The sequence below is a fragment of the Mesorhizobium sp. LNJC391B00 genome, from assembly GCF_000502535.1.
Lineage (GTDB): Bacteria > Pseudomonadota > Alphaproteobacteria > Rhizobiales > Rhizobiaceae > Mesorhizobium.
On the sequence record NZ_AYWI01000005.1, the window covers coordinates 375,313 to 402,048 of the forward strand.

31 protein-coding genes and 1 pseudogene are annotated in these 26,736 nt (G+C 62.7%); 23 read left to right on the forward strand and 9 right to left on the reverse strand.

Annotated elements, in window-relative coordinates; all coding sequences use genetic code 11:
* Positions 1 to 49 precede the first annotated feature (49 nt).
* The 8 genes from ribH (at position 50) to X750_RS149580 (ending at position 8,927) form a co-directional block, all read left to right on the forward strand.
* Positions 50 to 544, forward strand: a complete 495-nt coding sequence (ribH, locus tag X750_RS149615; protein ID WP_023727519.1) for a 6,7-dimethyl-8-ribityllumazine synthase — start codon at positions 50 to 52, stop codon at positions 542 to 544.
* Positions 541 to 1,041 (forward strand): transcription antitermination factor NusB, encoded by a 501-nt coding sequence (gene nusB, locus X750_RS149610; RefSeq protein ID WP_023682390.1) that lies wholly within the window; start codon positions 541 to 543, stop codon positions 1,039 to 1,041. Before ribH ends, nusB begins: the two co-directional genes overlap by 4 nt.
* Entirely contained in the window at positions 1,038 to 2,255 is a 1,218-nt protein-coding gene (locus tag X750_RS149605) for an MFS transporter (protein WP_023747584.1), read from the forward strand. The genes nusB and X750_RS149605 overlap by 4 nt, the downstream gene beginning before the upstream one ends.
* Before the next feature lie 178 nt (positions 2,256 to 2,433).
* Complete coding sequence (locus X750_RS149600) at positions 2,434 to 3,345, forward strand: ABC transporter substrate-binding protein (RefSeq protein ID WP_023689505.1); 912 nt, start codon at positions 2,434 to 2,436, stop codon at positions 3,343 to 3,345.
* A gap of 316 nt (positions 3,346 to 3,661) precedes the next feature.
* Positions 3,662 to 4,825, forward strand: a complete 1,164-nt coding sequence (locus tag X750_RS149595) for an ABC transporter permease (RefSeq protein WP_023747585.1) — start codon at positions 3,662 to 3,664, stop codon at positions 4,823 to 4,825.
* Positions 4,822 to 5,760, forward strand: coding sequence for an ABC transporter ATP-binding protein (locus X750_RS149590; protein WP_023747586.1), 939 nt, complete (start codon positions 4,822 to 4,824; stop codon positions 5,758 to 5,760). Before X750_RS149595 ends, X750_RS149590 begins: the two co-directional genes overlap by 4 nt.
* The gene (locus X750_RS149585) at positions 5,757 to 6,524 is read left to right on the forward strand and encodes an ABC transporter permease (protein WP_023747587.1); all 768 of its coding nucleotides are present in this window, start codon (positions 5,757 to 5,759) and stop codon (positions 6,522 to 6,524) included. Before X750_RS149590 ends, X750_RS149585 begins: the two co-directional genes overlap by 4 nt.
* A gap of 261 nt (positions 6,525 to 6,785) precedes the next feature.
* Positions 6,786 to 8,927 carry a sodium-translocating pyrophosphatase gene (locus tag X750_RS149580; protein WP_023689501.1) on the forward strand — a complete coding sequence of 714 codons (2,142 nt, stop codon included), beginning with the start codon at positions 6,786 to 6,788 and terminating at the stop codon, positions 8,925 to 8,927.
* A gap of 77 nt (positions 8,928 to 9,004) precedes the next feature.
* On the opposite strand, the gene X750_RS149575 is transcribed toward X750_RS149580, so the two are convergent.
* Together X750_RS149575 and X750_RS149570 are read right to left on the reverse strand one after the other, a co-directional pair.
* Entirely contained in the window at positions 9,005 to 10,003 is a 999-nt protein-coding gene (locus X750_RS149575; protein WP_023747588.1) for a glycosyltransferase family 2 protein, read from the reverse strand.
* A 1-nt stretch (position 10,004) separates the two neighbouring features.
* Positions 10,005 to 10,550 (reverse strand): dTDP-4-dehydrorhamnose 3,5-epimerase family protein, encoded by a 546-nt coding sequence (locus tag X750_RS149570; RefSeq protein ID WP_245259899.1) that lies wholly within the window; start codon positions 10,548 to 10,550, stop codon positions 10,005 to 10,007.
* Positions 10,551 to 10,851: 301 nt separating this feature from the next.
* Between X750_RS149570 and X750_RS149565 the strand changes: the two genes are divergently transcribed.
* Both X750_RS149565 and X750_RS149560 read left to right on the forward strand, forming a co-directional pair.
* Entirely contained in the window at positions 10,852 to 11,313 is a 462-nt protein-coding gene (locus X750_RS149565; RefSeq protein ID WP_023747589.1) for a DUF1772 domain-containing protein, read from the forward strand.
* A gap of 75 nt (positions 11,314 to 11,388) precedes the next feature.
* Positions 11,389 to 11,940, forward strand: coding sequence for a hypothetical protein (locus tag X750_RS149560; protein ID WP_023730858.1), 552 nt, complete (start codon positions 11,389 to 11,391; stop codon positions 11,938 to 11,940).
* A 26-nt stretch (positions 11,941 to 11,966) separates the two neighbouring features.
* On the opposite strand, the gene X750_RS149555 is transcribed toward X750_RS149560, so the two are convergent.
* Positions 11,967 to 12,881 carry a LysR substrate-binding domain-containing protein gene (locus X750_RS149555; RefSeq protein ID WP_023730859.1) on the reverse strand — a complete coding sequence of 305 codons (915 nt, stop codon included), beginning with the start codon at positions 12,879 to 12,881 and terminating at the stop codon, positions 11,967 to 11,969.
* 209 nt (positions 12,882 to 13,090) lie between these two features.
* Between X750_RS149555 and X750_RS0132810 the strand changes: the two genes are divergently transcribed.
* Positions 13,091 to 14,131 (forward strand): helix-turn-helix domain-containing protein, encoded by a 1,041-nt coding sequence (locus X750_RS0132810; protein WP_198018641.1) that lies wholly within the window; start codon positions 13,091 to 13,093, stop codon positions 14,129 to 14,131.
* Between the two features lie 100 nt (positions 14,132 to 14,231).
* Here X750_RS0132810 and X750_RS149550 read toward each other — a convergent pair whose 3' ends face one another.
* Complete coding sequence (locus X750_RS149550) at positions 14,232 to 14,744, reverse strand: outer membrane protein assembly factor BamE (RefSeq protein ID WP_023669368.1); 513 nt, start codon at positions 14,742 to 14,744, stop codon at positions 14,232 to 14,234.
* Between the two features lie 115 nt (positions 14,745 to 14,859).
* Between X750_RS149550 and X750_RS149545 the strand changes: the two genes are divergently transcribed.
* The 7 genes from X750_RS149545 (at position 14,860) to X750_RS149515 (ending at position 19,657) form a co-directional block, all read left to right on the forward strand.
* Positions 14,860 to 15,402, forward strand: a complete 543-nt coding sequence (locus X750_RS149545) for a ubiquinol-cytochrome C chaperone family protein (protein ID WP_023697440.1) — start codon at positions 14,860 to 14,862, stop codon at positions 15,400 to 15,402.
* 15 nt (positions 15,403 to 15,417) lie between these two features.
* Positions 15,418 to 15,966 (forward strand): DUF177 domain-containing protein, encoded by a 549-nt coding sequence (locus X750_RS149540; RefSeq protein ID WP_023669370.1) that lies wholly within the window; start codon positions 15,418 to 15,420, stop codon positions 15,964 to 15,966.
* A gap of 147 nt (positions 15,967 to 16,113) precedes the next feature.
* Positions 16,114 to 17,184 carry a phosphate acyltransferase PlsX gene (gene plsX / locus X750_RS149535; protein ID WP_023689496.1) on the forward strand — a complete coding sequence of 357 codons (1,071 nt, stop codon included), beginning with the start codon at positions 16,114 to 16,116 and terminating at the stop codon, positions 17,182 to 17,184.
* Positions 17,185 to 17,193: 9 nt separating this feature from the next.
* A complete protein-coding gene (locus X750_RS149530) occupies positions 17,194 to 18,165 on the forward strand; it encodes a beta-ketoacyl-ACP synthase III (RefSeq protein ID WP_023705061.1) in 972 nt (323 codons plus the stop codon).
* A 104-nt stretch (positions 18,166 to 18,269) separates the two neighbouring features.
* Complete coding sequence (locus tag X750_RS149525; protein WP_006201891.1) at positions 18,270 to 18,593, forward strand: integration host factor subunit alpha; 324 nt, start codon at positions 18,270 to 18,272, stop codon at positions 18,591 to 18,593.
* A gap of 134 nt (positions 18,594 to 18,727) precedes the next feature.
* Positions 18,728 to 19,270, forward strand: coding sequence for a MerR family transcriptional regulator (locus X750_RS149520; RefSeq protein ID WP_023669374.1), 543 nt, complete (start codon positions 18,728 to 18,730; stop codon positions 19,268 to 19,270).
* Between the two features lie 84 nt (positions 19,271 to 19,354).
* Complete coding sequence (locus X750_RS149515) at positions 19,355 to 19,657, forward strand: hypothetical protein (RefSeq protein WP_023705060.1); 303 nt, start codon at positions 19,355 to 19,357, stop codon at positions 19,655 to 19,657.
* A gap of 72 nt (positions 19,658 to 19,729) precedes the next feature.
* Here the strand turns inward: X750_RS149515 and X750_RS149510 are convergent, their stop codons facing one another.
* Positions 19,730 to 19,999 carry a hypothetical protein gene (locus X750_RS149510; RefSeq protein ID WP_023669376.1) on the reverse strand — a complete coding sequence of 90 codons (270 nt, stop codon included), beginning with the start codon at positions 19,997 to 19,999 and terminating at the stop codon, positions 19,730 to 19,732.
* A gap of 413 nt (positions 20,000 to 20,412) precedes the next feature.
* Here X750_RS149510 and X750_RS149505 point away from each other — a divergent pair, with 413 nt between their 5' ends.
* On the forward strand, positions 20,413 to 20,616 hold the full coding sequence (locus X750_RS149505) for a hypothetical protein (protein WP_023669377.1): 204 nt from the start codon (positions 20,413 to 20,415) through the stop codon (positions 20,614 to 20,616).
* Positions 20,617 to 20,850: 234 nt separating this feature from the next.
* On the opposite strand, the gene X750_RS1000000164510 is transcribed toward X750_RS149505, so the two are convergent.
* Positions 20,851 to 21,048, reverse strand: coding sequence for a hypothetical protein (locus tag X750_RS1000000164510; RefSeq protein WP_084013643.1), 198 nt, complete (start codon positions 21,046 to 21,048; stop codon positions 20,851 to 20,853).
* 161 nt (positions 21,049 to 21,209) lie between these two features.
* Positions 21,210 to 21,824 (reverse strand): hypothetical protein, encoded by a 615-nt coding sequence (locus X750_RS149495; protein ID WP_023705058.1) that lies wholly within the window; start codon positions 21,822 to 21,824, stop codon positions 21,210 to 21,212.
* Between the two features lie 296 nt (positions 21,825 to 22,120).
* Here X750_RS149495 and X750_RS149490 point away from each other — a divergent pair, with 296 nt between their 5' ends.
* Positions 22,121 to 22,414, forward strand: a complete 294-nt coding sequence (locus X750_RS149490) for a helix-turn-helix transcriptional regulator (RefSeq protein ID WP_023682373.1) — start codon at positions 22,121 to 22,123, stop codon at positions 22,412 to 22,414.
* 77 nt (positions 22,415 to 22,491) lie between these two features.
* Here the strand turns inward: X750_RS149490 and X750_RS149485 are convergent, their stop codons facing one another.
* Complete coding sequence (locus tag X750_RS149485; RefSeq protein ID WP_023715404.1) at positions 22,492 to 22,944, reverse strand: cupin domain-containing protein; 453 nt, start codon at positions 22,942 to 22,944, stop codon at positions 22,492 to 22,494.
* Between the two features lie 247 nt (positions 22,945 to 23,191).
* On the opposite strand from X750_RS149485, the gene X750_RS149480 reads away from it, so the two are divergent.
* The 3 genes and pseudogenes from X750_RS149480 to X750_RS1000000167545 form a co-directional block, all read left to right on the forward strand.
* Positions 23,192 to 23,650: a YbaK/EbsC family protein gene (locus X750_RS149480; protein WP_023705057.1), complete on the forward strand. Its 459-nt coding sequence runs from the start codon at positions 23,192 to 23,194 to the stop codon at positions 23,648 to 23,650.
* A gap of 94 nt (positions 23,651 to 23,744) precedes the next feature.
* Positions 23,745 to 24,533: a hypothetical protein gene (locus X750_RS149475; RefSeq protein ID WP_023747590.1), complete on the forward strand. Its 789-nt coding sequence runs from the start codon at positions 23,745 to 23,747 to the stop codon at positions 24,531 to 24,533.
* Positions 24,534 to 24,796: 263 nt separating this feature from the next.
* Positions 24,797 to 25,105, forward strand: a pseudogene (locus X750_RS1000000167545) (CatB-related O-acetyltransferase); the annotation flags it as partial.
* Between the two features lie 155 nt (positions 25,106 to 25,260).
* Here the strand turns inward: X750_RS1000000167545 and X750_RS149470 are convergent.
* On the reverse strand, positions 25,261 to 26,427 hold the full coding sequence (locus X750_RS149470) for a site-specific integrase (RefSeq protein WP_023747591.1): 1,167 nt from the start codon (positions 26,425 to 26,427) through the stop codon (positions 25,261 to 25,263).
* Positions 26,428 to 26,736 lie beyond the last annotated feature (309 nt).

Below are 26,736 nucleotides of genomic sequence, written 5' to 3' on the forward strand. Positions count from 1 at the left end.
CGAATGTGACCGCTTCGGCCTAAGTCACCGGCTACCCCCGGAGACATTCATGGCAGGCACATCCCAACACGGCAAAGCGTTCATTCGCCCGAAGAAGAAGGCCCACCTTCTGATTATCGAGGCGCGCTTTCATGACGATCTTGCCGACGCGCTACTCGACGGCGCGACGAGCGCGCTCGACGAAGCCGGCGCGACCTATGACGTCGTCACCGTTCCCGGTTCGCTGGAAGTTCCAGCCGTGATCACTTTTGCGCTCGACGGCATGGGCGAGGGCGGCAAGGACTATGATGGTTTTGTCGCGCTCGGCACCATCATCCGCGGCGACACTTATCATTTCGACATCGTCGCCAATGAATCGAGCCGCGCGCTGATGGATCTCTCGGTGCAGGAAGCGATTGCGATCGGCAACGGCATCCTGACCACCGAGAACGACGCGCAGGCCTGGACGCGCGCCAAGCGCTCGGAGGGCGACAAGGGCGGCTTTGCCGCGCGCGCGGCGCTGACCATGATCGCGCTCAAGGAGAAGCTGGGAGCGCAATCGTGAGCGAACCCGCTTCGCCCGGCCAGCCCGCGATACGCCACGCCAACAAGCGTGGCGCCGCCCGTCTGGCCGCCGTGCAGGCGCTTTACCAGATGGACGTGGCCGGCAGCGGCGTCTTCGAGATCACCGCCGAATACGAGGCGTTCCGGCTCGGCAAGGAAGTCGACGGCGCGCTTTATCGCGAGGCCGACGCGCAGTGGTTCCGCGCCATCCTGGCCGGCGTCGTCGAGAACCAGACGACCATCGATCCGATCATACGCCAGGCGCTGACGGAAGACTGGCCGCTGTCCAGACTCGATTCGACATTGCGCGCCATCCTGCGCGCCGGCGTCTACGAACTGATGAAGCGCGACGACGTGCCGGTGGCCGTCATCGTTTCGGAATATGTCGACATCGCCAAGGCCTTCTACGAGGAAGACGAGCCGAAGCTGACCAACGCCGTGCTCGACCGTGTGTCGCGCCGGGTGCGGGGCGAGGGGCGCGGCAAGGACGCATTGTGACCGGCACCGTCGCCGGCGCAGCAAGGGAAGCGCGCCGCACGGCGATCATTCTGGCGACGTCGCAGGCGATTATCGGTTCGGCCGCGCCGATTGCCATTTCCATGGGCGGGCTGGCCGGGCAATATCTGCTTGGCCCCGATAAGTCGCTGGCAACGGCGCCAATCACCGGCTTCAACATCGGCGTGGCGCTCGGCGCGTTGCCGGCCGCGGCCATCATCCGCTGGCTCGGCCAGCGCGGCGGCTTCATGACCGGCACCATCGTGACCGCGCTTGGCGGCGTCATCTCCACGCTGGCACTGTTCCACGCCAGCTTCTGGCTGTTCGCTTTCGCCCTGCTGGTGATCGGCGTCGGCGGCGCCTTCGTCCAGCAGTTCCGCTTCGCCGCCGCCGATAATGCTCCGCCCGAATTCAAGGCGCGCGCCATTTCCTTCGTGCTGGCCGGCGGCGTCATCACCGCGATTCTCGGGCCGCAGATCGTCATCTTCACCCGCGAATTGCTGGCGCCGGTGATGTTTGCCGGCTCGTTCGTGGCCATTCCGGTTCTGGCGGCGGCCGGCGCCATCATCCTGTCATTCCTGCGCATCCCGGCCAAGGCTCCCGGCCACGCGGAAGTCGCGTCAAGCGACGCCCGGCCGCTGTCCGAGATCGTCACCCGGCCGCGTTTCGTCGCGGCACTGTTTTGCGCCGTCGGCAGCTATGCGCTGATGAGTTTCGTCATGACCGGCGCGCCGCTGGCCATGGTCGGCTGCGGCCTGTCGACGGACGACGCCACGCTCGGCATTTCCTGGCATGTGATGGCGATGTTTGCGCCGAGCTTCTTCACCGGATCGCTGATCCATCGCTTCGGCGCCGAACGCATCGTCGCAACCGGCCTGGTCCTGCTCATCGGCTGCGCCGCGGTGGCATTGTCCGGCCTGCATTTGTGGCAGTTCTGGACGGCGCTGATCCTGCTTGGCCTCGGCTGGAATTCTGCCTTCATCGGCGCCACCTCCATGGTCGCCGACAGCTACCATCCGTCCGAAAAGAGCAAGGTGCAGGGCTTCCACGACTTCGTCCTGTTCGGCTCCGTCGCCTTCGCCTCGCTAATGTCGGGCGCCATCTACAATGCGTGGGGCTGGGAGATGCTGAACTGGCTGGTTTTCCCGGTCGTCGCCCTCTGCTTCGTCGCCCTTGGCGCGCTCAAACTGACCGGATCGCGCAAAGCCCGCGCCTGATCCGGTTCTATCTTTGGCTTGGCACGACGTGTCAGCATGGCGGCGGCCGAAATCGCGGCGACCGCACAAAATTATTGCGTCTGTACCCATTGTTATGAAACCGTGTGCCCCGACGGGGCGTTGAAGCCATGCTCATATGCGGCCACCGCGTTTCGGTCCAAAGCAAGGGGTTTTCACAATGTTTTCAGTCAAGATTCTGGCCGGCGCGGCGTTGGCGCTCGGCATCACGGCCGCCTCCGCCAATGCCCAGGTGGTCGTCTCCTCGAAGATCGACACCGAGGGCGGCGTGCTCGGCAACATCATCCAGCTTGTGCTCAACGCCAACAACATCAAGACCACCGACCGCATCCAGCTCGGCGGCACGCCGGTGGTACGCAAGGCGATCACTGCCGGCGAGATCGACATCTATCCCGAGTACACCGGCAATGCCGCTTTCTTCTTCGAGAAGGCCGACGATCCGGTCTGGAAGGATGCCGCCAAGGCCTATGAGACCGCCAAGAAGCTCGACTATGACGCCAACAAGATCGTCTGGCTGTCGCCGTCACCGGCCAACAACACCTGGGCGATCGCGCTGCGCAAGGAGGTTGCCGAGACCAACAAGCTGGCGACCCTGACCGACTTCGGCAAATACGTCGCCGGCGGCGGCACGGTGGTTTTGGCGGCGTCGGCTGAGTTCGTCAATTCGGCGGCAGCCCTGCCGGCGTTCCAGACCACTTACGGCTTCACGCTGAAGCCGGAGCAGTTGATCACGCTTTCGGGCGGCGACACCGCCGCGACAATCGGTGCTGCCGCCAACCAGACCAACGGCGCCAACGCCGCCATGGTCTACGGCACCGACGGCGGCATCGCGCCGTCCGGCCTGGTCGTGCTCGCCGACGACAAGGGCGTGCAGCCGGTCTACCAGCCGGCGCCGATCATCCGCGAAGCGGTGCTGAAAGAGCATCCGGAGATCGAGACGCTGTTGAAGCCGGTGTTCGCCAAGCTCGACCTCGTCACGCTCCAGGAACTCAACGGCCGCGTCCAAGTCGGCGGCGAGCCGGTCAAGGGTGTCGCCGAGGACTTTTTGAAGAAGAACGGGTTTTTGAAGTAGTCAGCGCATAGCTGATCGTGACGCTGGTGCGAGACACCCCTCTCTGGAAGCTGCTGATCTCCCCCCTTGCGGGGGAGATGTCCGGCAGGACAGAGGGGGGTGCTGTCCCGCCGACCTCACAACCGGTAGCAGGTGCGTGCCTCGACAGGGTTGCTTCTGAACAGGCCGACGCTCGAAAGCTGGCGATCCTTCACACCCCCCTCTGGCCTGCCGGCCATCTCCCCCGCAAAGGGGGAGATCGGATTTCGCGTCGGCTTTCGCCGATCACCAGCGTAGTCTGCGCAACGTGGAAAATCGCTCCTCATGAGGGGCATCCATGACCCTGCGTTTCGACAAGCTCGGCATGGTTATCGCGGCGATCGTTGCCTATGCGGCGTTTCTGGCCCCGTTCGCCACCTTCCGCGCCAATCGTATCGTCCCCGGTCAGGCGCGCTCGATGCTGGAGGCGTTGCCCGCAACGATCGGGCCGCTGCTGCTGGCAGTCGTCGTCGTGGCCGCAATTGTTGCCTTGCTGAAAACCCCGCTTGGCCTGCGCCTGGCCGCAAGCGTCGTGGCGCTCGCCGCCCTTGCCATCCTGATCGGTGTCGCCGGCACCTTCCTGACGCCGGCCGGCAACACCTTCGCCCGCATCTCGCCGGGTTCCGGCTTCTGGCTGTTGATCTTTGCCTTCACATTGTTGCTCGCCGACGTGCTGACCAGGCTCAACCTGTCGCCACCGGCCCGCATCGGCGTGCTCGTCCTCGCGGCGCTGGCCATCGGCTTGTTGCTGATATCGGGGCAGTGGGACAGCCTGTCGATCCTCAAGGAATATGCAAACCGCGCCGATAGTTTCTGGGCGGAAGGCTCCAAGCACATCACACTGGCGCTGGGGTCGCTGGCGGCGGCGGTGATCGTCGGCCTGCCGCTCGGCATCCTGTGCCACCGCGTCGAACGGTTGCGGGCCGGCGTGCTCAATGTGCTCAACATCGTCCAGACCATACCCTCGATCGCGCTGTTCGGCCTGCTGATCGCGCCGCTGGGCTGGGTCGCCGCGCATGTTCCGGGTGCCGCAGCGCTCGGTATCAGAGGCATCGGCACCGCGCCCGCCTTCGTGGCTTTGTTCCTCTATTCGCTGCTGCCGGTGGTGGCCAACACCGTGGTCGGGCTTGCCGGCGTACCCCGCGCGGCCAATGATGCAGCGCGCGGCATGGGCATGACCAATGGCCAGCGCCTGTTCGGCGTCGAGTTTCCGTTGGCCTTTCCGGTGATCCTCACCGGCATCCGCATCGTGCTGGTGCAGAACATCGGCCTGGCCACCATCGCCGCACTGATCGGCGGCGGCGGCTTTGGCGTCTTCGTCTTCCAGGGCGTCGGCCAGACCGCAATGGACCTGGTGCTGCTCGGCGCCGTGCCGACGGTGGCGCTGGCCTTCGCCGCGGCCATCATCCTCGACGCAGTGATCGAAATGACCGCCACCAGGCGCAGGGTTGAAACGGCATGATCGAGATCGAAGGCATTACCAAGCGCTATGACGCGACGACCGTGGTCGACGACGTGTCCATGGTCGTCGAGCCGCGTACGGTTTGCGTCATTGTCGGTACCTCCGGTTCCGGCAAGACGACGCTGCTGCGAATGATCAACCGGCTGGTCGAGCCGACCGCCGGCGTCATCAAGCTCGACGGCAACGACAACCGCACGCTGCCCGGCTACGAGCTGCGCCGCAGCATCGGCTACGCTATCCAGGGCCACGGCCTGTTCCCGCACCGCACCGTTGCGCAGAACATCGCCACCGTGCCGGTCCTGCTGGGCTGGGACAAGGACCGCATCAAGGCCCGCGTCGATGAGTTGATGACACTCTACCAGCTCGACCCCGAGGCCTATGGCCCGCGCTACCCGCACGAACTGTCCGGCGGGCAACAGCAGCGTGTCGGCGTCGCCCGCGCGCTCGCCGCCGAGCCCAATGTGCTTCTGATGGACGAACCGTTCGGCGCACTCGACCCGATCATCCGCACCAAGGCGCAGGAGGACCTGCTGGCAATCCAGAAGCGCTTCGGCACCACCATCATCCTCGTTACCCACGACATGGAGGAGGCGGTCCACATGGGCGACAAGATCGCCGTCATGGATGCCGGAAAGCTGGTGCAATACGCCAAGCCGGAAGAGATCCTGGCGCGGCCGGCGAACGCCTTCGTCGAAACCCTGGTCGGCGCCAGCGAAAAGCCGTTCCGGCTCTTGTCGCTCGGCCGCGTGCGCGACGCCGTGGAAAAGGGGACTGCCGAAGGCGAGGCGATCCCAGGCGACGCCAGCCAGCGCGACGCGCTGGCCGAGCTTCTGTGGTCGGGCCGGCCGGCGCTGCCGGTCAAGGGCGAAGACGGCAAGCCTCTCGGCCGCGTCACCGTCGACGGGCTGGTGAAGCGCGCGGCGAGACCGGCATGAAAGGGGCCGGTCTAAAAGCCTGGCTGCCTTCGCTGCTCAGGCTTGCCCTGGTGGTGCTTCTCATAGCCTTCGTCACCAATCCCGGCTGGTTCGAGCCGCTGTTGAAGCCGCTGACCGAAAACAATGCGCCGGCGATCTACAATCAGGGCAGCCTGCTGACGCTGACCCTGGTGCATCTCAGGACCGTGCTGATCGCTACCGTCGCCGCAACCATCGTTGCCGTGGCGCTTGCCATCCTGGTGACCAGGCCGGCGGGCGCCGAATTCCTGCCGCTGTCGCGCAGTCTGGTCAATATCGGCCAGACCTTTCCGCCGGTGGCGGTGCTGGCGCTGGCGGTGCCCGCCGTCGGTTTCGGCGAGAAGCCGACGCTGATTGCGCTGTTTCTCTACGGCCTGCTGCCGATCTTCGAGAACGCGCTGACCGGCCTCACGACGCTGCCGGGCAACATCATGGAGGCCGCGCGCGGCGCCGGCATGACGGGCTGGCAAAGACTGGTCAAGGTCGAATTGCCGCTGAGCGCGCCGATCATTCTGGGCGGCATAAGGCTGTCGGTGGTGATCAGCCTGGCCACGGCGACGATCGGCTCGACGGTTGCCGCCAAGACGCTGGGCGAGGTGATCATCGCCGGCCTGCTGTCCAGCAATCTCGCCTTCGTCCTGCAAGGCGGCCTGATCGTCGCGGCGCTGGCGGTGCTGATCTATGACGGGCTGTCCGCCATCGAGCGCTACACGGCGCGCAAGATGGGGCAGGAGACTGGCGACTGACGTTCGCTGGACTGCGGGCAAAGCATTGACTGACGCGGCGTCATTTCAATCGATCTAATATCAGGGCATCGGCAATGGGAATGTTGTGGCCTAAACCTTTTGGCTGAAAGCGGGGCAAAAACCGAACAATATCTTGACGTTCCGAGCCCTGTTTCGCATACACCGCTGCGAAGGACGGATTCCGCCTAGGCTTTATCCGCTCCCCGCACCAACGGCCCAGGGAGGGGTTCTTTTGGGCCATCAATCGAGGAAAATTCGGCAATGACCATCATTTCTGCCGTCATCGCCTGCGGCTTGCTTTCAATCCTTTACGCCATCTGGGCGACACGATCGGTTCTTGCAGCCGATCAGGGCAATGCACGCATGCAGGAAATCTCCGCCGCCATCCGCGAAGGCGCGCAGGCCTATCTGGCGCGCCAGTACACCACCATCGCCATCGTCGGCGTGGTCGTGCTCGTGCTCGCCTGGTGGCTGCTTTCGATCACCGCCGCGGTCGGCTTCCTGATCGGCGCCGTGCTTTCGGGCGCCGCCGGTTTCATCGGCATGCACGTCTCGGTGCGCGCCAATGTGCGCACCGCGCAGGCGGCGTCCAACAGCCTCGCCGCCGGTCTCGACATCGCCTTCAAGTCGGGCGCCATCACCGGTATGCTGGTGGCTGGCCTGGCGCTGCTCGGCGTGTCGATTTACTACTATATTCTGACCGGCCCGATGGGCCTGCAGCCCAATGACCGCATCGTCATCGATGCGCTGGTTTCGCTCGGCTTCGGCGCTTCGCTGATCTCGATCTTCGCCCGTCTGGGCGGCGGCATCTTCACCAAGGGCGCCGACGTCGGCGGCGATCTCGTGGGCAAGGTCGAAGCCGGTATTCCCGAAGACGATCCGCGCAACCCGGCCACCATCGCCGACAATGTCGGCGATAATGTCGGTGATTGCGCCGGCATGGCCGCCGACCTCTTCGAGACCTATGCGGTGACCGTCGTTGCCACCATGGTGCTGGCTGCCATCTTCTTCGGCGGAACCGCCGCTCTGGGTGCGGCGATGCTCTATCCGCTCGCCATCTGCGGCGCCTGTATCCTGACCTCGATCGTCGGCACCTTCTTCGTCAAGCTCGGTTCCAACGGCTCGATCATGGGCGCCCTCTACAAAGGCCTGATCGTCACCGGCCTGCTGTCGATCGTCGGTCTCGGTGTCGCTACCTCGGCAACCGTCGGCTGGGGCGAGGTCGGCACCGTCGCCGGCATGACCATCATCGGCAAGAACCTGTTCATCTGCGGCCTGATCGGTCTCGTTGTGACCGGTCTTATCGTGGTGATCACCGAATACTATACCGGCACCAACAAGCGCCCGGTGAACTCCATCGCCCAGGCCTCGGTGACCGGTCACGGCACCAACGTCATCCAGGGACTTGCGGTGTCGCTCGAATCGACCGCACTGCCGGCAATCGTCATCGTCGGCGGCATCATCTCGACCTACCAGCTCGCCGGCCTGTTCGGCACGGCGATCGCGGTCACCACCATGCTCGGCCTTGCCGGCATGATCGTCGCCCTCGACGCCTTCGGCCCGGTCACCGACAATGCCGGCGGCATTGCCGAAATGGCCGGCCTGCCCAAGGAAGTGCGCCACTCCACCGACGCGCTCGACGCGGTCGGCAACACCACCAAGGCGGTGACCAAGGGCTATGCCATCGGTTCGGCCGGCCTCGGCGCGCTGGTGCTGTTTGCGGCCTATTCGAACGATTTGAAGTTCTTTGCCGCCAATGGCGACAAATATCCGTACTTCCAGGGCATGGGCGATGTCTCCTTCGACCTCTCCAATCCCTACGTCGTCGCCGGCCTGATCTTCGGCGGTCTGATCCCGTATCTGTTCGGCGGCATCGCCATGACGGCCGTCGGCCGTGCGGCCGGCGCCATCGTCGAGGAAGTGCGCAAGCAGTTCCGCGAGGATCCGGGCATCATGGCCGGCACCTCCAAGCCAAACTATGCGCGCGCCGTCGACCTTCTGACCAAGGCGGCGATCCGGGAAATGATCATCCCCTCGCTGCTGCCGGTGCTGGCGCCGCTCGTCGTCTATTTCGGCGTGCAGCTGATCTCGGGCTCCAAGGCGTCCGCCTTTGCGGCACTCGGCGCCTCGTTGCTCGGCGTCATCGTCAACGGCCTGTTCGTCGCCATCTCGATGACTTCGGGCGGCGGCGCCTGGGACAATGCCAAGAAGTCGTTCGAGGACGGTTTTGTCGACAAGGACGGCGTCAAGCACCTCAAGGGGTCCGAAGCGCACAAGGCTTCGGTCACCGGCGACACGGTTGGCGATCCCTACAAGGACACCGCCGGCCCGGCGGTCAACCCGGCAATCAAGATCACCAACATCGTGGCGCTTCTGCTGCTGGCCGTGCTCGCGCACGGCTGAGGCAAAGCCACTGATTCAAGAAAAAACCCGCGGAGCGATCCCGCGGGTTTTTGTTTGAGATTCATGCGGGGGTCTGTTCAGACCTCACCCGGCTCGGTCCCGGCATCGCCGCGCTTGCTGTAGCGATCCAGCAATTCGCTCACGCCAGGTTCGCGCTCAGGCATCGGCGCCAGGCCACGCAGGCGCCGCAGCTTGGCAAGGAAGGCGCCTCGCTTATACTTGCGGCGGAAGGCGCGGGCGCGGGGATGGATGCCAAGAGCCGCCATCAGCCTGCGCCTGAGATAACTCGATGCCGCCAGGCGAATGGGTTCGCCCGCGCAGCCAAGGATTTTCACGCGCAAGGCGTCTGGCGTCTGCATGGCATCCAGAAGATCCTTCTGTTCCTGCGCATTGTCGCCGAGATAGGAACCCTTGCGTATGCCGGAATGCAACTTGATCACCGTGAGGTGCGGCATCGTCGCGATCACCGCGCCCTTTCGCCATGCCCGAAACAGCCAGTCCTGCGAGCTTTCGCAAAAGCACTGGCTGGCGGGTCGCCAAGGTCCGAGCAGGCTGAACGAAGCGCGGCGAAACATGTGTGCCGAGCCAAATCCTTCCGTCGTGACGGGGTCGTAAAAACCATCCTTGCCGATCCCGAAGATCGAATTGACAGGATTGCCGGCCGCCGACGGCGGCTGGATGACGGCACCGCGCGCCAGCACCACGTCGGCGCCCGAGGCGTCGATCCAGCCGGTCATCGCCGCCAAATGGTCGGGAAACCACAGATCGTCGTGGTTGAGCAAGGCGACGAAGCGGCCACGCGCCCTGGCAAAGCCGATATTGTTGGGACCGGACTGTTCGCCGAAATTGACGGGAAGATCGATGTAGACGATGCGGGCATCGTCAAATTCAGCGACAACGGCCGCCGTATCCGGCCTGCAATCGTCGCCGATGACCAAGGCTTCCCAGTCTTGCAACGTCTGGCGCATGACGCTGGTCAATGCCTGCCACAGTGCTGCCGGCCGGTTGTGCGTCGCGATCACGATCGAAACCAGCGGTTCGCCGCCGGCCTGATCGCGCTGCGCAGATGCTTCCACGCTACACCAGTCTGTAGGGAATGTGGTCGGTGTCTGGCGGCAGGCGCCAATGGTCGGGCTGATCGTAGGCATAGGCCTTGTCGACGAGGTTGAGCAGCACCGCCGTCTCCGCTCCGAGCGAAACAACACCGTGCCATATTCCGGGTGGAATGATGACGACCGCCGGGCGCAACGGGCCGATAATCTTGTGCCAGACGGCGCCGAAGGTCGGCGAGGCCTTGCGTCCGTCAAACAGCGAAATGCGAACGCTGCCGACGCAGCAGAACAGCCGGTCGGTGGTCACCGCGTGTGCATGCCAGCCAGTCACCGCGCCGGCATACAAGGTCCGTTGGAAGACCTGGCCGACCGGCTCCGAATCGAGCTCCCACTCCTCGCGAAAGATCTCGGTCAGATAGCCGGTGGAGGTTGCGACCGGCCTGATCTCCTTGACCCTCACGCCATCGATCGCCACCGGCTCGATGGGTATCCAGTCAGGCGTGACCACCTGGCCGTCAGCCGTTCCGGTCGCCATCCAGCCTGTCGGTTTTGTCCGGGTTTTTTCCGGCACGGATGCTCCTCCCAATTCAGCGTGATGCGCCATTGGCCAGCACGGTCTGATACGAATTTGACCGGTCGCTGGCAAGTACGCGTCAATGTTTGCTGATAGCTTTCGACCTCACGGCACTTGATGTTTCCGACGCAATCGGAGGGCCGCATTGCCCAAAACATCGTTCCATCCTACCCAAGCCCGGACCCTCCGCCTGCTTTAATACCCCGGCCATTGGCCAGGACATTGCAATAGGCGCGGTGTCGGGCTCGCCTCTGCGGCGATTTTGGCCAGGGAAACGACATTCGGACAGGGAAAAGACATGGACATTTTCTTGATGGCGGCTTCGCTTGCGCTGGCTGGAATTATTGCCGGCATCTACGTCTCGGGCGTAATCCACGATTTTCGCATCGATGATCTTACCGCCGGCCAGTACATGGCCATGCATCAGATGCGCGACCGGACGTTTACCCGGGTGATGCCGGTCGTCAGGCTGACGACGCTGGTGCTGATCGCGGCGATGGCGATGTTTGCGGTCGATGCCGGCCTGCCGCGCATCCTGACCATCGTCGCCGCGGCGCTGGTGGTGATCGACATTGGCTTCACCGTCAGCACTCAGGTGCCGCTCAACAAACAGGTGCAGAGCTGGACGCCGGTGACCATCCCCGATGATTGGGCGCAGACCCGCGACAACTGGGCGGCCAACCACAATTTGCGCCTTGTGCTTGGACTGGCCGAATACGCCTGCTTGTTTGCCGCGGTCATCCTGACGCTCAGCCGGTGATTCAGTTTTCGCGGAACGCCGCGGCATGGGTCGGCACTTCTGCCGGCCGCCGCCGTTGAAAACAGGAGTATTGCCATGCTGCACCACGCTTCATTCAACGCCCGCGATCCGCAGGCCGTCGCCAGCGTCCTTGCCGAAATGCTTGTCGCCACCGCGGTTCGTGCGCCGTCGCCGCCATTTCCTGAGGGAGCATGGTTCGTCTGCCTCGGCGACGATTTCGGCTCGCTGATTGAAATCCTGCCGTGCGGCACGGTTCTGGACCAGCAAGCGCCGCTCGGCATCGGCTTCGACCCGAACATGCGCCTGCGCTCCGGCTCGCATGTGCTGCTCAGCACGCCCAATTCGACCGAAACCATCCAGGGCATTGCCGCCCGCATGGGCTGGCATAGCGGGCTGATCGATGCCCGCCTGTTCAAGGTGCTCAAGGTCTGGGTCGAGGACGAAACCCTGGTCGAATTCCTGACGCCCGAGATCGCACCGCTGTACCGCGCGACATTCGCCTGGGGCGGCATGGCGACACTCGACGCCAAGCTGCGCGAGCTGGAGAGCCAGATGGCGGCAGCGCTTGCCGCCAAGACCGCAAACCAGTCGGGCCGCAAGGATGAGCAAATGGCCGATACGATGTGATGAGAGCTCCTAGACGGCCGCCGAGGTCAACCGTCGCCGGTGTTGTCGCCGGCTTCCGCCTTCAGCCAGTTGATGAACGATCTGGCAGGCTCCCAGGCGGAGATGGACGGGTGGACGACGACGTAGTGGTTCCAGTTCGTCGGTATGTCCGTCGTCAGGAGGCGGACGAGCCTGCCGGTGCGCAAATCGCTCTCGACCAGCGACTTCCTCGCGATGGCGACGCCCAGACCGCTCGCCGCCGCTTCGACCGCCAACAAGGTGCCGTTCAGATTCATGCCGTCGCCAACCGTATCCAGCGGCAGATTGTTTCTCTCGAACCAGTGGCGCCAATTGGCGCCGCTCTCGTCATTTTCGGCCGTCGTGTCGAGGATGCGAAACAGTCGCAGCACATCGTGCTGGTCTCTGACCGGGCCGTTGGCGGCGAGATAGTCGGGACTGACGACAGGAAAGATCGCATCAGCCATCAGCCATTCGGTCTCGACGGCCGGATAGTGTCCGCCGCCGAAGCGCAATGCGATGTCGACTGTTCGCTGCGAAAGGTCGACGACTGCAAGATCCGCATTGATGTCGATCTCTGTTTCGGGATGCTTTTTGCGAAACCTGTGCAGACGCGGGGCCAGCCAGCGCACGGCATGCGAAGGAATGGCGGTGACCCTCAGCCTCGTGCGCTCGTTGCGCGCGACACTCGCGATCGTGCTCTGGATTTCCAGCAGTGCGCGTCTCACGCCCGCGGACAATCTTTCGCCTTCAAGCGTTAGTTCGACGCGGCGGACATGGCGGGTGAACAGAAGCACGCCGAGATCGGCTTCGAGATCGGCGATGCGGTGGCTGAGCGCGCTTGGCGTAACATTCAGCTCATCGCCGGCGCGCTTGAAGCTGCCCAGCCGGGCAATGACCTCGAAAGCCCGAATGGATTCCAGTTGTGGAAGCCGTCTTGTCATCTGCCGTTACCCTATCCTGCCCCTGGGTTTCTTAGCATGAATGAACTAAGCTCATCCATAGCTTCGTAAATAGTCTTTTGTCCAAGTGCGCAAATCATTGTAGCCATCCACTGCCCCCCGATTGCCGCCGTCGGAATGAGAGGCCGTTCATGGAACGAGCCTCGACTACGAACGACAGTGAAATGAAGACAATCGCTTGGGAGTACCCCATGACTATTCGACCCCCCGAGTTTGCGCATGCGCGCTTTTCGACCGCCATGTGGCCGCGAGCGGAATGGCGAAACGTCTATTGCGACCTGTTGCGCCGGATGGTGACCGACATGGATTTTAACGTCACGGAGGAAAAGCTCTCCGTCGACGCGACCATCCTGCGGCTGCCGGGCGTCGGCATTGCCGATTCGAGGACCACCGCCTTCCGCACCATCCGTTCCCGCGCCGTGGCCAAGGGGACCGATGATTACATTTTCTTCATGTGTCTGGAGGGCGCTGCCACCTTCTCGCATCTCGGCCGCGAGGCCAGCATCGAGGCCGGCCAGGCAATCCTTCTGTCCTCCTCTGATCCGCATGTGATCGAGCGGGCGATGTCGCATCATCTCTTCATCACCATCCCCAAGGCAGCGCTCGGGCCCATGGCTGCGAATGCGGATGCCGCCCTGATGACGCCGATGTCATGCGTGGGCGAAAAGTTCTTGCTGCTGACCAGCTATGTCCGTCTGCTGATGCAGGAGCCGAACCTGGCCGCGTCCGAATTGCGCTGGCTTGCCGCCAAGCACATACAGGACCTTGTCGCGGTCGTGGTCGGGGCAACGCAGGACGCCACCGAGGTCGCCGCAGGCCGCGGCATACGCGCCGCGCGGCTGCGCGCCATCAAAGCCGATATCGAAAGCAATCTGGCTTCCGGCGATGTCGGGTCGGACGCGCTGGCCGGGCGCCACCGCGTCAGCGCGCGCTATATCAGAAAGCTGTTCGAGGGTGAGGGTACCTCGCTGTCGCAGTTCGTGCTTGGCCGGCGGCTGGCGCTGGTTTGCAGCAAGCTATCCGACCTGCGCCTGGCACACCGCACCATCGGCGCCATCGCCTTCGACGCCGGCTTCGGCGATCTCTCGACCTTCAACCACGCCTTCCGCCGGCATTTCGGCATGACGCCTTCGGAAGCGCGGCAGAGTGCGGCTGTGCACCGCGCCTCGCTGGAGCCCGGCGGCCGAACAGGCCACGCGCGGCAAAGCGCGACGGGTGTTGCGGCCGCATAACCTCAAAACAAAAGCCCGCAGGATCGCTCCCGCGGGCTTTTGGTCGCCTGAGATGGTGTCGCTTCGGGGGAAGCAAAAATCTGAGGAAGGCGGTCGCTTCTTAGGCGCCGCCGCCAGGAATGGGGGGCGCCAGCTTGCTGGCGCCTTTGATGATCTGGCTGAGGAAGTTCTGGTCCTTGCCGCCGGTCGGCGTGGTGCGCGAGATAAAGTCGAAAATCTTGCCGTCCTTCAGACCGTAATTGGCAATCTGGGTGACGCGCCCGTCCTCGCCAAAATAGACCGCGAGCACTTTCTGGTCGACCAGGCGCGGCTTGTCGAAAGCGACATAGCGCTTGCGCGTCTGCGAAATGTAATAGAACGCCTCATTGTCGAAGGTGGCTTTCGTCGATGGCGTGCCGAGCGCCAGAAGCACCTGTTCGCGGCTGGAGCCCACCGGCACCGAATCGACCGCTTGCTGGTCGATAACATAGCCCTGCGTCAGCGTCTCGCTAGGGTTAAGGTCGCCGAACATCTTGGACGAATTGCAGCCCGACAGCGCGGAGGCCACCAGCACCAGCGAAACCGCGGCGGTGGCCCCAGGCAGAAAAGTCGACTTGAATTTCAGCGCGCGCAACAACAACTCCATTAGCTGGCCGCAACTTGCGCTGGGCGGCAAAACCGGTAAACCAGCTTGCTTGCCGATGCAACAAGGCCCATTCAAACAATCGGTCCCCAGGAGACCACCCTCAATGTTCCAGCGCCTTTTTGGCCGCGAACGCAATGCCAACCGCGCTATCACCGAGGCGCTTTACGCACAAATCGTGGCGGCGGCGCGGCAGACCGTGTTTTATTCCCACTGGAATGTGCCGGATACGCCGCTCGGCCGTTTCGAGATGCTGTCGCTGCACATGTTCCTGTTTCAGCACCGGCTGCGCGGCGAAGAGGGCGTCGCGCATGAGGTCGCGCAGGTGCTGATCGACGAGTTCTTTCTCGATGTCGAGCATTCGCTGCGGGAACTGGGCGTTGGCGATGTCGGCGTGCCCAAGCGCATGAAGAGGCTGGCCAAAATGTTCTACGGCCGTACCGCCGCCTATGACGACGCGCTGAGACGCAGCGACCCCGACGCGCTTGCTGCCGCCCTGGCGCGCAATGTCAGGCCCGATGCCGGCGCCTGGCCGCAAGCCTTGCCGCTGGCGTCCTATGTAATCGATGCCGCAAGGCAGCTTGAAGCACAGCCGTCCGAATTGATCGTTTCCGGTGCCGTGGCGTTTCCGGTCGCGAAAGCGGAGTGAGGAGGGGAGACCAAGATGAAACATGTGGACACGCCTAGCCCGGTCTCATTCGCGGCCAATGTCGGCCGCCTGCCGCACAAAGGTTTGCAGGTGGTGATCGACGCCGACGCCGCGCAGCGCGCAATGCTTGCGCGCGAGCACGAGCTGCTTTCGGTCGAAAACTACCGTGCTGAGCTTTTGGTGGCGCCGTGGAAGCGCAATGGCGTCAAGGTCAGCGGCCGCGTCGAGGCTGATATCACCCAGGCCTGCATCGTCACCCTTGAGCCGGTCGCGGCCCATATCGACGAGGAGGTCGAGGCGCTGTTCTTGCCCGAACAATCCAAACTCGGACGGCAAGGTTTCGAAGGCGGCGGCGAGATCCTGCTCGACGCCGACGGGCCAGACGGCCCGGAAACATTCTCCGGCGACACGATCGACGTCGGCGCGCTCGCCGAACAGTTCTTCGGGCTGGCGATCGATCCCTATCCGCGCAAGGCAGGCGCCTCTCTCGATGCCGCCGGCCCGGACGAGCCCGTCGAGAATGAATTCCAGCAAAAGCTGCGATCCTTGCTTGGAAAATCCTAAAACACGAAGCGATCGGAGAAAAGCCGGTTGTGCGGCAGCCCAAAACCGCTATTTTCGCCGAACCTTCGCGAGCCCCCGAATTTCGCGAGTTTAGTATTTCTTTCGCGGGCCATGTGCCCTGGCCCAAGCTAGTGAGATAAAGACCGCGTGATCAGGATTTCCATCGATGCCATGGGTGGCGATCACGGGCCAAACGTGGTCATCCCGGCACTCATGACGGTCGCCGTCAGGCGTCCCGACATCCGCTTCGTCATATATGGGCGCGAGGAATTGGTGCGCCCCGAACTCGCCAAATTTCCCAAACTGGCCGAGGTCAGCGAGTTCCACCATTGCGAAGTCGCGGTCAGGATGGACGACAAGCCGAGCCAGGCGCTGCGCCACGGCCGCTGGAAGTCGTCGATGTGGAAGGCTGTCGAAGCAGTCAAGAGTGGCAGCGCGCAGGCCTGCATTTCGGCCGGCAATACCGGCGCGCTGATGGCGATGTCGAAGTTCTGCCTGCGCACGATGGCGACCATCGATCGTCCGGCGATCGCGGCGATCTGGCCCACGATGCGCGGCGAGAGCGTGGTGCTGGATGTCGGCGCCACCATCGGCGCCGATGCGCACCAGCTGATCGACTTTGCCATTCTCGGCACCGGCATGGCGCGCTCGGTGTTCGGCATCGACCGGCCGAAAGTCGGCCTGCTCAATGTCGGCGTCGAGGAGATCAAGGGACAGGAAGAGGTCAAGGAAGCCGGGCGCATGCTGCGCGAGGCCAACATGGCCTCGATGAATTATCATGGCTTCGTCGAGGGTGACGACATCGGCAAGGGCACGGTCGACGTGGTAGTCACCGAGGGCTTCGCCGGCAACATCGCGCTCAAGACGGCAGAAGGCACTGTGCGCCAGATCTCAGGCTATCTGCGCGCCGCGATGAACCGCACGCTGATGGCCAGGATCGGCTATGTCTTCGCCAGGGGCGCTTTTGACCGCCTGCGCGAAAAGCTCGATCCGGGCCGCTCCAATGGCGGTGTTTTCCTGGGTCTGAACGGCATCGTGGTAAAGAGCCATGGCGGCGCCGATTCGGACGGTTTCGCGGCGGCCATCGAGCTTGGCTATGACATGGTGCGCAACAATCTGATCGACCGCATCGAGGCCGATCTCGACCTGTTCCATGCGCGCAACCCGCATGCCCAGGCAAGCAGGAAATCCGACGCCACCGTCGACGAAAAGGAATAGGAAAGAGCTTTGATCAGATCAGTCGTGCGCGGCACCGGTGCTGCGCTGCCCCGCCGCATCATGAAGAATGCCGATTTCGAAGGCATGGTCGAGACCTCGGACGAGTGGATCGCCCAGCGCACCGGCATCCGCCAGCGTCATATAGCCGCCGATGACGAGACGACGGCGTCGCTGGGCGAGGCGGCGGCGCGCGCAGCGCTCGACAATGCTGGTCTTACGCCTGCCGACATCGACCTGATCGTGCTGGCGACCTCGACGCCCAACAACACCTTTCCGGCGACCGCCGTCGAGATCCAGAACCGGCTCGGCATGCATCACGGCTTTGCCTTCGACCTGCAGGCGGTGTGCTCGGGCTTCGTCTATGCGGTGACCACCGCCGACCTCTACATCAGAGGCGGCCTCGCCAAGCGCGTGCTGGTGATCGGCGCGGAGACCTTTTCCCGCATCCTCGACTGGAGCGACCGCTCGACCTGCGTCTTGTTCGGCGACGGCGCCGGCGCGCTGGTGCTGGAAGCGGATGAGGGCACCGGCGGCATTGCCGACCGTGGCGTGCTGGCGATGAGCCTGCGCTCCGACGGCGCCCACAAGGACAAGCTTTTCGTCGATGGCGGTCCCTCGACCACCGGCACGGTCGGCCATCTCAGGATGGAAGGCCGCGAAGTGTTCAAGCACGCCGTCGGCATGATCACCGATGTCATCGAGGCGACGTTTTCGCAGGCCGGCATAACCGCCGGCGACCTCGACTGGTTCGTGCCGCATCAGGCCAATAAACGCATTATTGACGCTTCGGCCAAGAAGCTCGGGATTGCAGAGCAAAAGGTGGTGGTCACCGTCGATTTGCACGGTAACACCTCGGCTGCTTCCGTGCCGCTGGCGCTTTCGGTGGCTGTCGCCGACGGTCGCATCAAGAAGGGTGATCTCGTGCTCCTGGAAGCGATGGGCGGCGGCTTCACCTGGGGCGCGGTTCTCGTTCGCTGGTAAGTGCCGAACGGTCCGGTTTCGGTCCTTGACCTTGCCGGATCAATTACTTAGGCTCTGCCTTTACCTGTATCGATTTATGTTTTTTGAACTGATGGGACGGTCGCATGGGGGGAAAGACACTTACGCGCGCCGACCTTGCCGAAGCTGTTTACCGTAAGGTCGGCTTGTCACGCACTGAATCGGCAGAACTCGTCGAAGCGGTGCTGGACGAAATCTGTGAAGCCATCGTACGCGGCGAGACGGTGAAGCTGTCGTCCTTCGCCACCTTCCACGTCCGTTCCAAGAACGAACGCATCGGCCGCAATCCCAAGACCGGCGAGGAAGTGCCGATCCTGCCGCGCCGGGTGATGACCTTCAAGTCGTCGAACGTGCTGAAAAGCCGTATCCTGCGCTCGCACCAGAACAGCAAGGCCAAGGGCGGCAAATAGGTTCTGCCGCAGGCTTCGGTTGAAAACGCCGGGCCGTTTTGACGCCGGGCTTGAATATTGTTTCATAAACCGCTGAAATGATACCCGATTCGGCAGACTGGGCCGGATCGCCGTCCAGCGTGAGGATTTCGCCCATGGACAAGAGCCCCGACGCTTTCCGCACCATCAGCGAGGTCGCGGAGGATCTCGATCTGCCGCAGCACGTGCTGCGCTTCTGGGAAACCCGTTTCAACCAGATCAAGCCGATGAAGCGCGGCGGCGGCCGCCGCTACTACCGGCCACAGGATGTCGAACTGATCAAGGGCATCCGCCACATGCTCTACGACCAGGGTTACACGATCAAGGGCGTGCAGAAACTGCTGCGCGAGAACGGCAACCATTTCCTGGTCGCCATCGGCAATGGCGACATGGCTGCCGTCGAAGCGATCTCGCAGCGCAGGCAGGCCGATCAGGTGCCGCTGACGCCAGCCGCCCAGCCGCGCGGCATGGATGACGAGATGCTGGTCGGCCAGCCCAAGGTAAAACCCAGCCGCCGCTTTTTCGGCCTGGGCAAGACCGAGGAGGAAGGTCCGGTCCAGCCCGGCGCATCGAAACTGTCGCGCGACAACCGGGCCTTGCTGCAGGAGGCGCTGTTTGACCTCCTGGAGTGCAAGCGCCTGCTCGACCAGGTGCGCTAACCTTTCCGCTGCCTCGGGCAAGCAGACCGGAACCGGTTCTGCGGCCATGCGTTTGGCCTTCTCTCAAAAAGAAGGAAAACAATCATGGCATCGCTTTCGACCCTCTCCGATCTCGATCTCGAAAAGCAGGTCGCGACCCTTTCCAAAGAGCTCGCCGCCTTGCGCAAAGTCGTGGCCAAACGCGGCGGTGCTTACTACGAGGACGGGCGCGATGCCGCTTCGGACTATTATGGGCAGCTTGCCGACCTTGTCAGCGATGCGCTGCCGGCGATCAGGAAGCAGGGCAGGGCGATCGAAAAGACGGCGCGCGATCGTCCGGCAACAGCCGCTGCTGTTGGGTTGGTCGTGGTCGGCCTTCTCGCCAGCTTGTTGCTCAGCCGGCGCTAAAACAATTCACGAAAACAAAAAGAAAATGGCGGCCGTCCCGCGGACGACCGCATTTCCCTGATCTGCGGCCGATTACTTGGCGAGCTTGATCTTGGCCTGCGGCGAAACCTGCGCGGTCTGGCTGCACTTGCCATAGACAGTGCCATTCTTGTCCGTGGCGTCGGTATAGGTGCCTTTGCACTCGATCGAGAGCACCAGGCAATGACCGGAGCCCTTGCAAACCGCGCCGCCGTCGCCCGTGGGATGCGTGCCGTTGGCGAAAGCCGAGGTCGGAACGGAAGCCGAACCGAAGGCCGAGACGATGAGGGCCGCGGCGAGCGTGATGCGCTTGAAGTTGGTCATTTGAGCATTTCCTTCTCTGGATCGAGGATCGCCACCATGGCGTCCTTCTGTGTTGGGATCGCCTTCTCGGCGTCCATGCCGGTTAGTGCGGCCTCCAAAGCAAAGGTTCATGCGTGGTTCGAATTTTCTTCGCGTTTTTTCGCGACGTCGATTTTTAGCCTTCGCCAACGGACGGCGCCTGGCGGGGCCGGCATCGACCATGCATTTTCGCGTGAAGGCCGCTGAGGTAGCGGCGCGGCATCCCATGCGAAGGTCACACCGTGGCGTGCCCAAATGGCCGGCCAAGACCGAGTCCGCGCCCGGCTCTTGTCAGGTGGCGGCAGCAGTCATTGCCGCCACTTGGCACCGCGCTTTCTGCCACTCCCGGCTGCGACTATAACGCCAGTCCAAAGGTACCGGCGGAGGAGACGGGCGTGGTCGCAAATTACATCGACGAGTTCATCATGTTCTGCGCTGGGCTGTGGATGACAGGCGTTGGTTTTGGGCTGCTCCAAAGTCCTTTTCAGGCCCAGAAAGGTCAGCAGCCATGGTGGCTGCAGGTCGCGAAGCATTTCAAATGGATGGGACCGCTTTTGATTTTGATCGCAATAGTGCTCGCGTTCGCGGCGCCGTCCTAGCGGGTTCCGACAGCATTGAGAGACCCGTGGTGTCCTGCAACTGGCAACCGCTGTGTTGTCGGCCTTGCGCCTGATACGTTCGTTGGGGTGCGCTGTGGTTGCTCGCGTTCTGGCGCATCGGCGCCATCGAATCCTGCCTTCAGCTTTTCCACATGTCGCCTGGCAAAAACCAACGGGAAGGCGGCCTTGGCGAGGACTCCAGGGCCAGCCTTCCCGTTGGGCAAGTCGGCCGTGTCAGGCCTTCTTGGCCTCCACCTTGTTGTGGTGGTGGTGGTGGTGGTGATGGTGATGGCGGTGATGCTTGTTGTGATGATGATGATGGTGATGCTTCTTGTGCAGCGATGCTGCGTCGGCTCTGCTGGCGCCGATGAGGGGCAGAGAGACAGCCAGGGCAAAAGCCAGCCCGAGAGCCGACAGGAGGGACTTCTTCATGACTTCGTTTCCTTTTCTGCGCGGGCTGAATTTGACCGTCACCGAGCAAGATCGGTCCCGGTGAACCCCGCAGTCATGACTATCGCCTCCGAACTTTTCGACAGTTTTTCCGGACTGTAGAATTTTGTTTCTGGATTGTGTCTGGCCGCTTCGTCGGCAACTTACATTGGCGGAATGACGCCGTTGGTGCCGACCACGACCCGGCCCGCGGTCAGCTTGCCGTCGCTGCCGCGCTCGGCGTTGACGAACACCACAGAGCCAGGCTTGAGGTCGGCGGGCGTCGCCGGCGCGAAGGTCACCACCGGCGTCGTCTGCGGGATCGCGATCTGCTTTTTCTGGCCATTGTCGTAGGTCAGCGTCACCGTGCGACCTGCAATCTCGGTGACATCGGCGACCGTGCCGTTGGTCATCCGGCTGTTGGGCTCGAGATCCCACGGGCGGTCGCCTTCGCCGGCGCCTTTGAGCGCGGCCGGGAAGATCACCACCTCAAGCGCGCCGCTGCCGCCATCGGCCTTCGAAACAGAGGCAATGCCGAGGAAATCGCCTTGCTTGATATCCCCGGCATCCGCCTTGGCGACGCCGGAAATCTTCCACCCTTCAGCCAGCGCGATGGCGTCGGTAGCGCCTTCGCGGGTCTTCACCGTCAGCGTCGCTCCGGCAAAGGCGGTCACCGTGCCGCGAATGCGCACGGCCTCGGCGGCTTGCGCCGCGACCATGCTCGCGCCGGCGAGGCCTGAAATCGTGGCGAGCACGATGGCTGATGTCTTGAATGTCATGGATCTGATCCTCTTGGGAAAAGCTGGCCCGATGCGACTGCCAGCAACATCAGGCTAACGCGCGAGCGGCGCAAAACCGCTGAACACTTCGGCGTGCGGCCCTTCAAAAGAACTTGATTGGGAGATCGGGGCGGAGATCCTATATGTGCCCTGGCGCCTGCGGTTTTGACGCCGGTTCACGATGCTGTGACGGTCGGTTTGGGCCTTGGCAAATCGCCGTCAAGCGGGCATTGTCCCGGCTCTCAGGCAACACCCTATCATTTGATCCAAAACTCTTTAGCCCCATGGAGTTGCCAATGCCCCAAACTGCAAAGCACGAACCCTTCTCCAGGCTGGCGGCCGATGTTGCGGCCGATGTAGCGCTTGAGCACCCCGGCCTCAAAGCCATCCGGGAGACAAAGGGATACAGTATTGAAGAGCTTTCCCTGACCTGCGGTCTGTCGACCAGCGAGATTGCCGACATAGAGAGCGGCAAGGACACCGATCCGACGAAACTTCGCCGGATCGCCGCAGCATTGCAATTGCCGGAAACGGCCCTGATCGATGCCCCGGCGCCCACGGCGCCTGTGGAAAACCGGTCCGTTTCATAAACAACGGCCAAGCGTCGTTCAACAAGCCCGCCATGGTTTGCCCTGGCGGGCTTGTTGCATTCGCCCAATGGCGAATGTCACTTCTTGCTAGGATCGTCCGCCGGGTTGACGTAGGTGATCGCGAACGGCCCCTCGCCATGAACCTGGACGATCGTAGCGCTTGTCGTCCAGGCGTAATGGTTCATTCCCTGTGGGGCTACGCCGAAGCCGCCGGCGGTCAGTTCGATGCCTTTGGTCTCGTCGAGCTTGTCGCCCATGCCGATATGAAAATTGCCGGAAATCACCGTCACATACTCCGAGGTGGGATGGTTGTGCGCGGCAATCCTGTAGCCGGCCGGCAGCTTCAACCGCAGCACGTAGATGCCATCCTTCGAGGGGTCCCCGGCGATGACAGCCATGTCCGCGCCGGCGGGCAGGACAGCAGGAGCAGGGCCCCATTTGATGGCGTCCGCGTTTATCGGCATGTCGTCGGCAAGCAGCGGCGCCGTCCCGACAAGCAGCAGCGCCAGAGCCGAGGCGAGCTTGAGCATGATGATCTCTCCGGTTGGTCGTGGGAGCACAGCATCAGCGCCGGCCCTGGTCCATTGCGACCTACCAAGGCAGCAGCCCGAACACATCTCCCGCACGGGGGATGCGCCTTCCATTGCCGACATGCGGCGCGGCCCGCCTGGCCTGGTACCGCTGCAGCCGTCGAGGGGCGGGGAGGTTGCCGCCGACCGAGCGTGAAGCTATCCAGTGTGAACGCTAACCGCATTTTTCGAATGGGACGATGCCGAGATGAGCCTTGAGACCGTGCGCGCCTTCCTGGCTGCCCATGCGCCCGATGTCGAAGTGCTCGTCACCGAAGCGAGTTCGGCGACGGTGGCGCTGGCGGCTGAGGCGCATGGCGTGGAGCCGGCGCAGATCGCCAAGACCATCTGCCTGCGCGTCGGCGGTGAGACCATGCTGATCGTGGCCGGGGGCATGTCGAGGCTCGACAACCGCAAGTTCAAGGACCGCTTCGGCGGCAAGCCGCGGATGCTGGACGCCGATGAGGTTGTCGCGATTACCAGCCATCCCGTCGGCGGCGTCTGTCCGTTCGGCCTGCCGGCGCCGCTGCCGGTCTATTGCGACGTCTCGCTGCGCGCCTTCGATGAAGTCGTGCCCGCGGCCGGCGCCACCAACGCCGCGGTGCGGCTGAGCCCTGAGCGCATGGCACAGATTGTCGATGCCGAATGGGTCGATGTGTGCCAGTAGTAATCGTCGGCTGATTTCAGCAGGAGATTTCTGGGAGCAAAACGACTGCGAGCGCAGCTAGTAGAAGATTGAACGACCCATTATACGTGGCGGAATGAACGACGTTTTTGGTTACATCGCCTATGGTGAGAACGAGCTTTACCATCGCGGCGCGCTACTCAGCGCCCTCAAGCTTTTGCACCATTGCCCGACCGCCAGAATAGTCGTCGCAACGGACAGGACTGACCTATTTCGCGCTTATCCTGTTGAGACAATGCTCATAACGGCCGAACAGAAAGACCAGTGGTCTTTCGGCGGAAGCTACCATTTCGGTATCAAGGCCGGGGCTATGCGTGAGCTTTTGCAGCGAGCAGATCGGCTCCTTTTCATGGACACCGACATGTACCCGGTGGGTGACCCGTCGAAGGGCTTCCGCTCGATCTCTGCGACCCATTCCACTATGCGCCTGTGCGAAGGGCCGCATCGCATCTATCAGAACGCGCTGCCGGGCAAGAACATCAGCGTCGGCGGCCAGGTCCTGACCGGCCAGGAACCGATGTGGAACAGCGGCATCGTCGGGATCCACCGGGACAACCTCACAGCCATGGTGGACGCCTTCGCCGCTATCAAGGCCGTTCATAAGGTGACCGACACTTGGGCGCCCGAGCAGTTCTGCCTCGGGGTAGCCCTTTTTCAAAACGGCCGAATCATAAGCCCTCATAGCCTGCCGATCCGACACTACAATACCCGAGGCAAAAAGCAGTTCGCTGAGCCGCGTGTTCATGCGTTCTTTAACGCGTACGGCATGGCGCCAGTCGGCCAGCAGGTTGCAAAGGCCAGTCGATATCGTCTATGGCGGACTCCCGCGGATCTCTTGCTCCAGAAGCTTAAGAGGTCACTGTGACGGGCTGGCTGCGCATGAGGAATCTGTTTCGATCCAAGCTGCCCCCAAGCGTGACCGTTGGACGTCACACCTATGGGGTGAGCCGGAAGAAGGTGCTTGGAGCGTCTGCCGCCACTCCGTTGGCCCTTGGGGCGTTCTGTTCGGTCGCCGGCAACGTGAGCTTTGAATGTTCCGGGGGAAGCCACGTGCCTTGGGCTGCAACCACTTTTCCGATCCACAGCCGCATGATGAACGCGACCGATCTCAATTCGCACGGCGGCAAACCCGTCGGCATTACCATCGCCAATGATGTCTGGATCGGCCGCCAAGCGCTGATCATGCCAGGCGTCCACATCGCGGATGGCGCTATTGTTGCGGCCGGCGCCATTGTCACCAGGGATGTGCCGCCATACGCGATCGTCGGCGGGGTCCCGGCCAAGCTTATCCGGTATCGCTTTTCACAGGATGTTATTGCGAAATTGCTGGCGATCCGGTGGTGGGAATGGAGCGACGAGAAGATCAAGCAGGAGGCTGCTTTTCTCACAGGTCCCATCGAACTCTTTATCGAGCGGCACGCCAGCATGGCGGCTTAAGAATGCACCTTGTTTGCGGGAAGTCGAAAAGACGGTAGCCACCTTGGGGGAAGCGGCCAACTATTTGTTTGGTCGGAGTGGCCGGATTCGAACCGACGACCCCTTGACCCCCAGGAAATAGGGCGCAACGCAAATTGTTGTCTAGGCGCATTGCGTTAGGCAGTTTTTGGCTTTCGGGTTCGGGACTTTGTTCGGGACTTCGCGGCAGAATTTTGCAGCGACTCCATTGCAGCCGCCACCTCCTCATCAAGGACATGAGCGTATCGAGTCGTCGTCTTGATATCGGCATGAGAGAGGGCTTTCTGTACCATCTTCAAATTGCCCGTCGCCCGCAAAAGCTTGGTGGCGAGGTCGTGGCGGAAGTCATGAAAGCGGAAGTCTTTAACGCCGGCAGCCTTCCTAATCCGCTTCCACTGTGAGGTCAGGCCACTGTAGGTGATCGGGTAGCGTTGGCCTTTGATGTGTTCCTTGCCGTCGCCTTTGTAAGAAGCATCGGCCTTGCGTGTCCGCTTCGCTTGGTAGGTGAACACCCATTCCTTGTGATGACCACGCAACGGAAGCAGGATGGCCCGCACAGCGGAGGTGAGGGCGGTTTTGACCATGCGGCCACCCTTACCTGTCGTAACAATCCAGCCGGTCTCCCAATCGACTTCGCTCCAGCGTAGCAGGCACTCATCCAGCCGCAGACCGCTTGCGCGCTCGAATTCAAAGACTGGCGTGTAGTCAGATCGGGTTGCCAATCGCAGCGCAGCGCTTTCTCCCGCCTGAAGTTCGCGAACTCGTTCTCGTGGCTCGGCAATGAAATGATCACGCCAGACAGGCTCGGCGGGGAACGTGTGCCGCCATGTGCGCTTGGCGCGGGTAAACATCTTCTTCAAGACCAACGTGGTGGACCGGTTTACGGTGGCAGATGAGACCAATCGCATTGGCTTGCCATCCTGCGTTTCCGACTTGCCCCATGCGGTTTGAGAGCGGCGCCACTGGACTAGCTTGGCGACGTCATCGTCAGTGATTTCCACAAAGAGCTTGCCAGGGCCGAAGTAGTCGACCAAGCGACCGAGATCCGTCCACGTCGTTTTTGAATTGGCGTGGCGCTGGCCAACCTCAAGCCAATAACGGGCGGCTGCATCATCCATTGTCAGCGGGCCACCCTTAGCGGCACGGGCTGCCTGAACAGCCGCCTTGGCTTTCGCACGATGGTCCCGCTCTATTCCGCGTGCGTCGCGCTCATTTTTGCTGCCCGTAGAGCCATGAAACCGCTGCCCTGCGAGTTGGAAGTCGTATTGGTAGAACGGGCTGTTTTTGGGCTTGTAGACGGACAATTACGTGTCCTCCTCAATTCGATGAATCTGATCACGTCGTCTGGTAGGAAACTCATCCGGGGGCGCACCACACCGCGGCCCGACGGGACGTAAGGAAGCTCTCCTGAAGTTACGTGGGCAAGCAGGGTTTTGGTTGTGATGCCCAACGCCGCTGCAGTCTGTTTCGATGTCCACAGCAATGCATCTGGAGTGTTATCGTTAGCAGCGTTGCGGCTCATGCTGTTTCTCCTCAGCGCACGCGTGAACGCCCATTGGGCGGTAGCAAAAAGCCCGCGCGAGGCGGGCCTTTCATTTGCGATATCGCATGGT

Excerpts from the sequence above, each read along its gene's own strand:
- ribH (WP_023727519.1), top strand. The coding sequence starts at position 50 with ATGGCAGGCACATCCCAACACGGCAAAGCGTTCATTCGCCCGAAGAAG.
- X750_RS149600 (WP_023689505.1), top strand. The coding sequence starts at position 2,434 with ATGTTTTCAGTCAAGATTCTGGCCGGCGCGGCGTTGGCGCTCGGCATC.
- X750_RS149595 (WP_023747585.1), top strand. The coding sequence starts at position 3,662 with ATGACCCTGCGTTTCGACAAGCTCGGCATGGTTATCGCGGCGATCGTT.
- X750_RS149590 (WP_023747586.1), top strand. The coding sequence starts at position 4,822 with ATGATCGAGATCGAAGGCATTACCAAGCGCTATGACGCGACGACCGTG.
- X750_RS149585 (WP_023747587.1), top strand. The coding sequence starts at position 5,757 with ATGAAAGGGGCCGGTCTAAAAGCCTGGCTGCCTTCGCTGCTCAGGCTT.
- X750_RS149580 (WP_023689501.1), top strand. The coding sequence starts at position 6,786 with ATGACCATCATTTCTGCCGTCATCGCCTGCGGCTTGCTTTCAATCCTT.
- X750_RS149565 (WP_023747589.1), top strand. The coding sequence starts at position 10,852 with ATGGACATTTTCTTGATGGCGGCTTCGCTTGCGCTGGCTGGAATTATT.
- X750_RS149560 (WP_023730858.1), top strand. The coding sequence starts at position 11,389 with ATGCTGCACCACGCTTCATTCAACGCCCGCGATCCGCAGGCCGTCGCC.
- X750_RS149555 (WP_023730859.1), bottom strand. The coding sequence starts at position 12,881 with ATGACAAGACGGCTTCCACAACTGGAATCCATTCGGGCTTTCGAGGTC.
- X750_RS0132810 (WP_198018641.1), top strand. The coding sequence starts at position 13,091 with ATGACTATTCGACCCCCCGAGTTTGCGCATGCGCGCTTTTCGACCGCC.
- X750_RS149545 (WP_023697440.1), top strand. The coding sequence starts at position 14,860 with ATGTTCCAGCGCCTTTTTGGCCGCGAACGCAATGCCAACCGCGCTATC.
- X750_RS149540 (WP_023669370.1), top strand. The coding sequence starts at position 15,418 with ATGAAACATGTGGACACGCCTAGCCCGGTCTCATTCGCGGCCAATGTC.
- X750_RS149525 (WP_006201891.1), top strand. The coding sequence starts at position 18,270 with ATGGGGGGAAAGACACTTACGCGCGCCGACCTTGCCGAAGCTGTTTAC.
- X750_RS149520 (WP_023669374.1), top strand. The coding sequence starts at position 18,728 with ATGGACAAGAGCCCCGACGCTTTCCGCACCATCAGCGAGGTCGCGGAG.
- X750_RS149515 (WP_023705060.1), top strand. The coding sequence starts at position 19,355 with ATGGCATCGCTTTCGACCCTCTCCGATCTCGATCTCGAAAAGCAGGTC.
- X750_RS149510 (WP_023669376.1), bottom strand. The coding sequence starts at position 19,999 with ATGACCAACTTCAAGCGCATCACGCTCGCCGCGGCCCTCATCGTCTCG.
- X750_RS1000000164510 (WP_084013643.1), bottom strand. The coding sequence starts at position 21,048 with ATGAAGAAGTCCCTCCTGTCGGCTCTCGGGCTGGCTTTTGCCCTGGCT.
- X750_RS149495 (WP_023705058.1), bottom strand. The coding sequence starts at position 21,824 with ATGACATTCAAGACATCAGCCATCGTGCTCGCCACGATTTCAGGCCTC.
- X750_RS149490 (WP_023682373.1), top strand. The coding sequence starts at position 22,121 with ATGCCCCAAACTGCAAAGCACGAACCCTTCTCCAGGCTGGCGGCCGAT.
- X750_RS149485 (WP_023715404.1), bottom strand. The coding sequence starts at position 22,944 with ATGCTCAAGCTCGCCTCGGCTCTGGCGCTGCTGCTTGTCGGGACGGCG.
- X750_RS149480 (WP_023705057.1), top strand. The coding sequence starts at position 23,192 with ATGAGCCTTGAGACCGTGCGCGCCTTCCTGGCTGCCCATGCGCCCGAT.
- X750_RS149475 (WP_023747590.1), top strand. The coding sequence starts at position 23,745 with ATGAACGACGTTTTTGGTTACATCGCCTATGGTGAGAACGAGCTTTAC.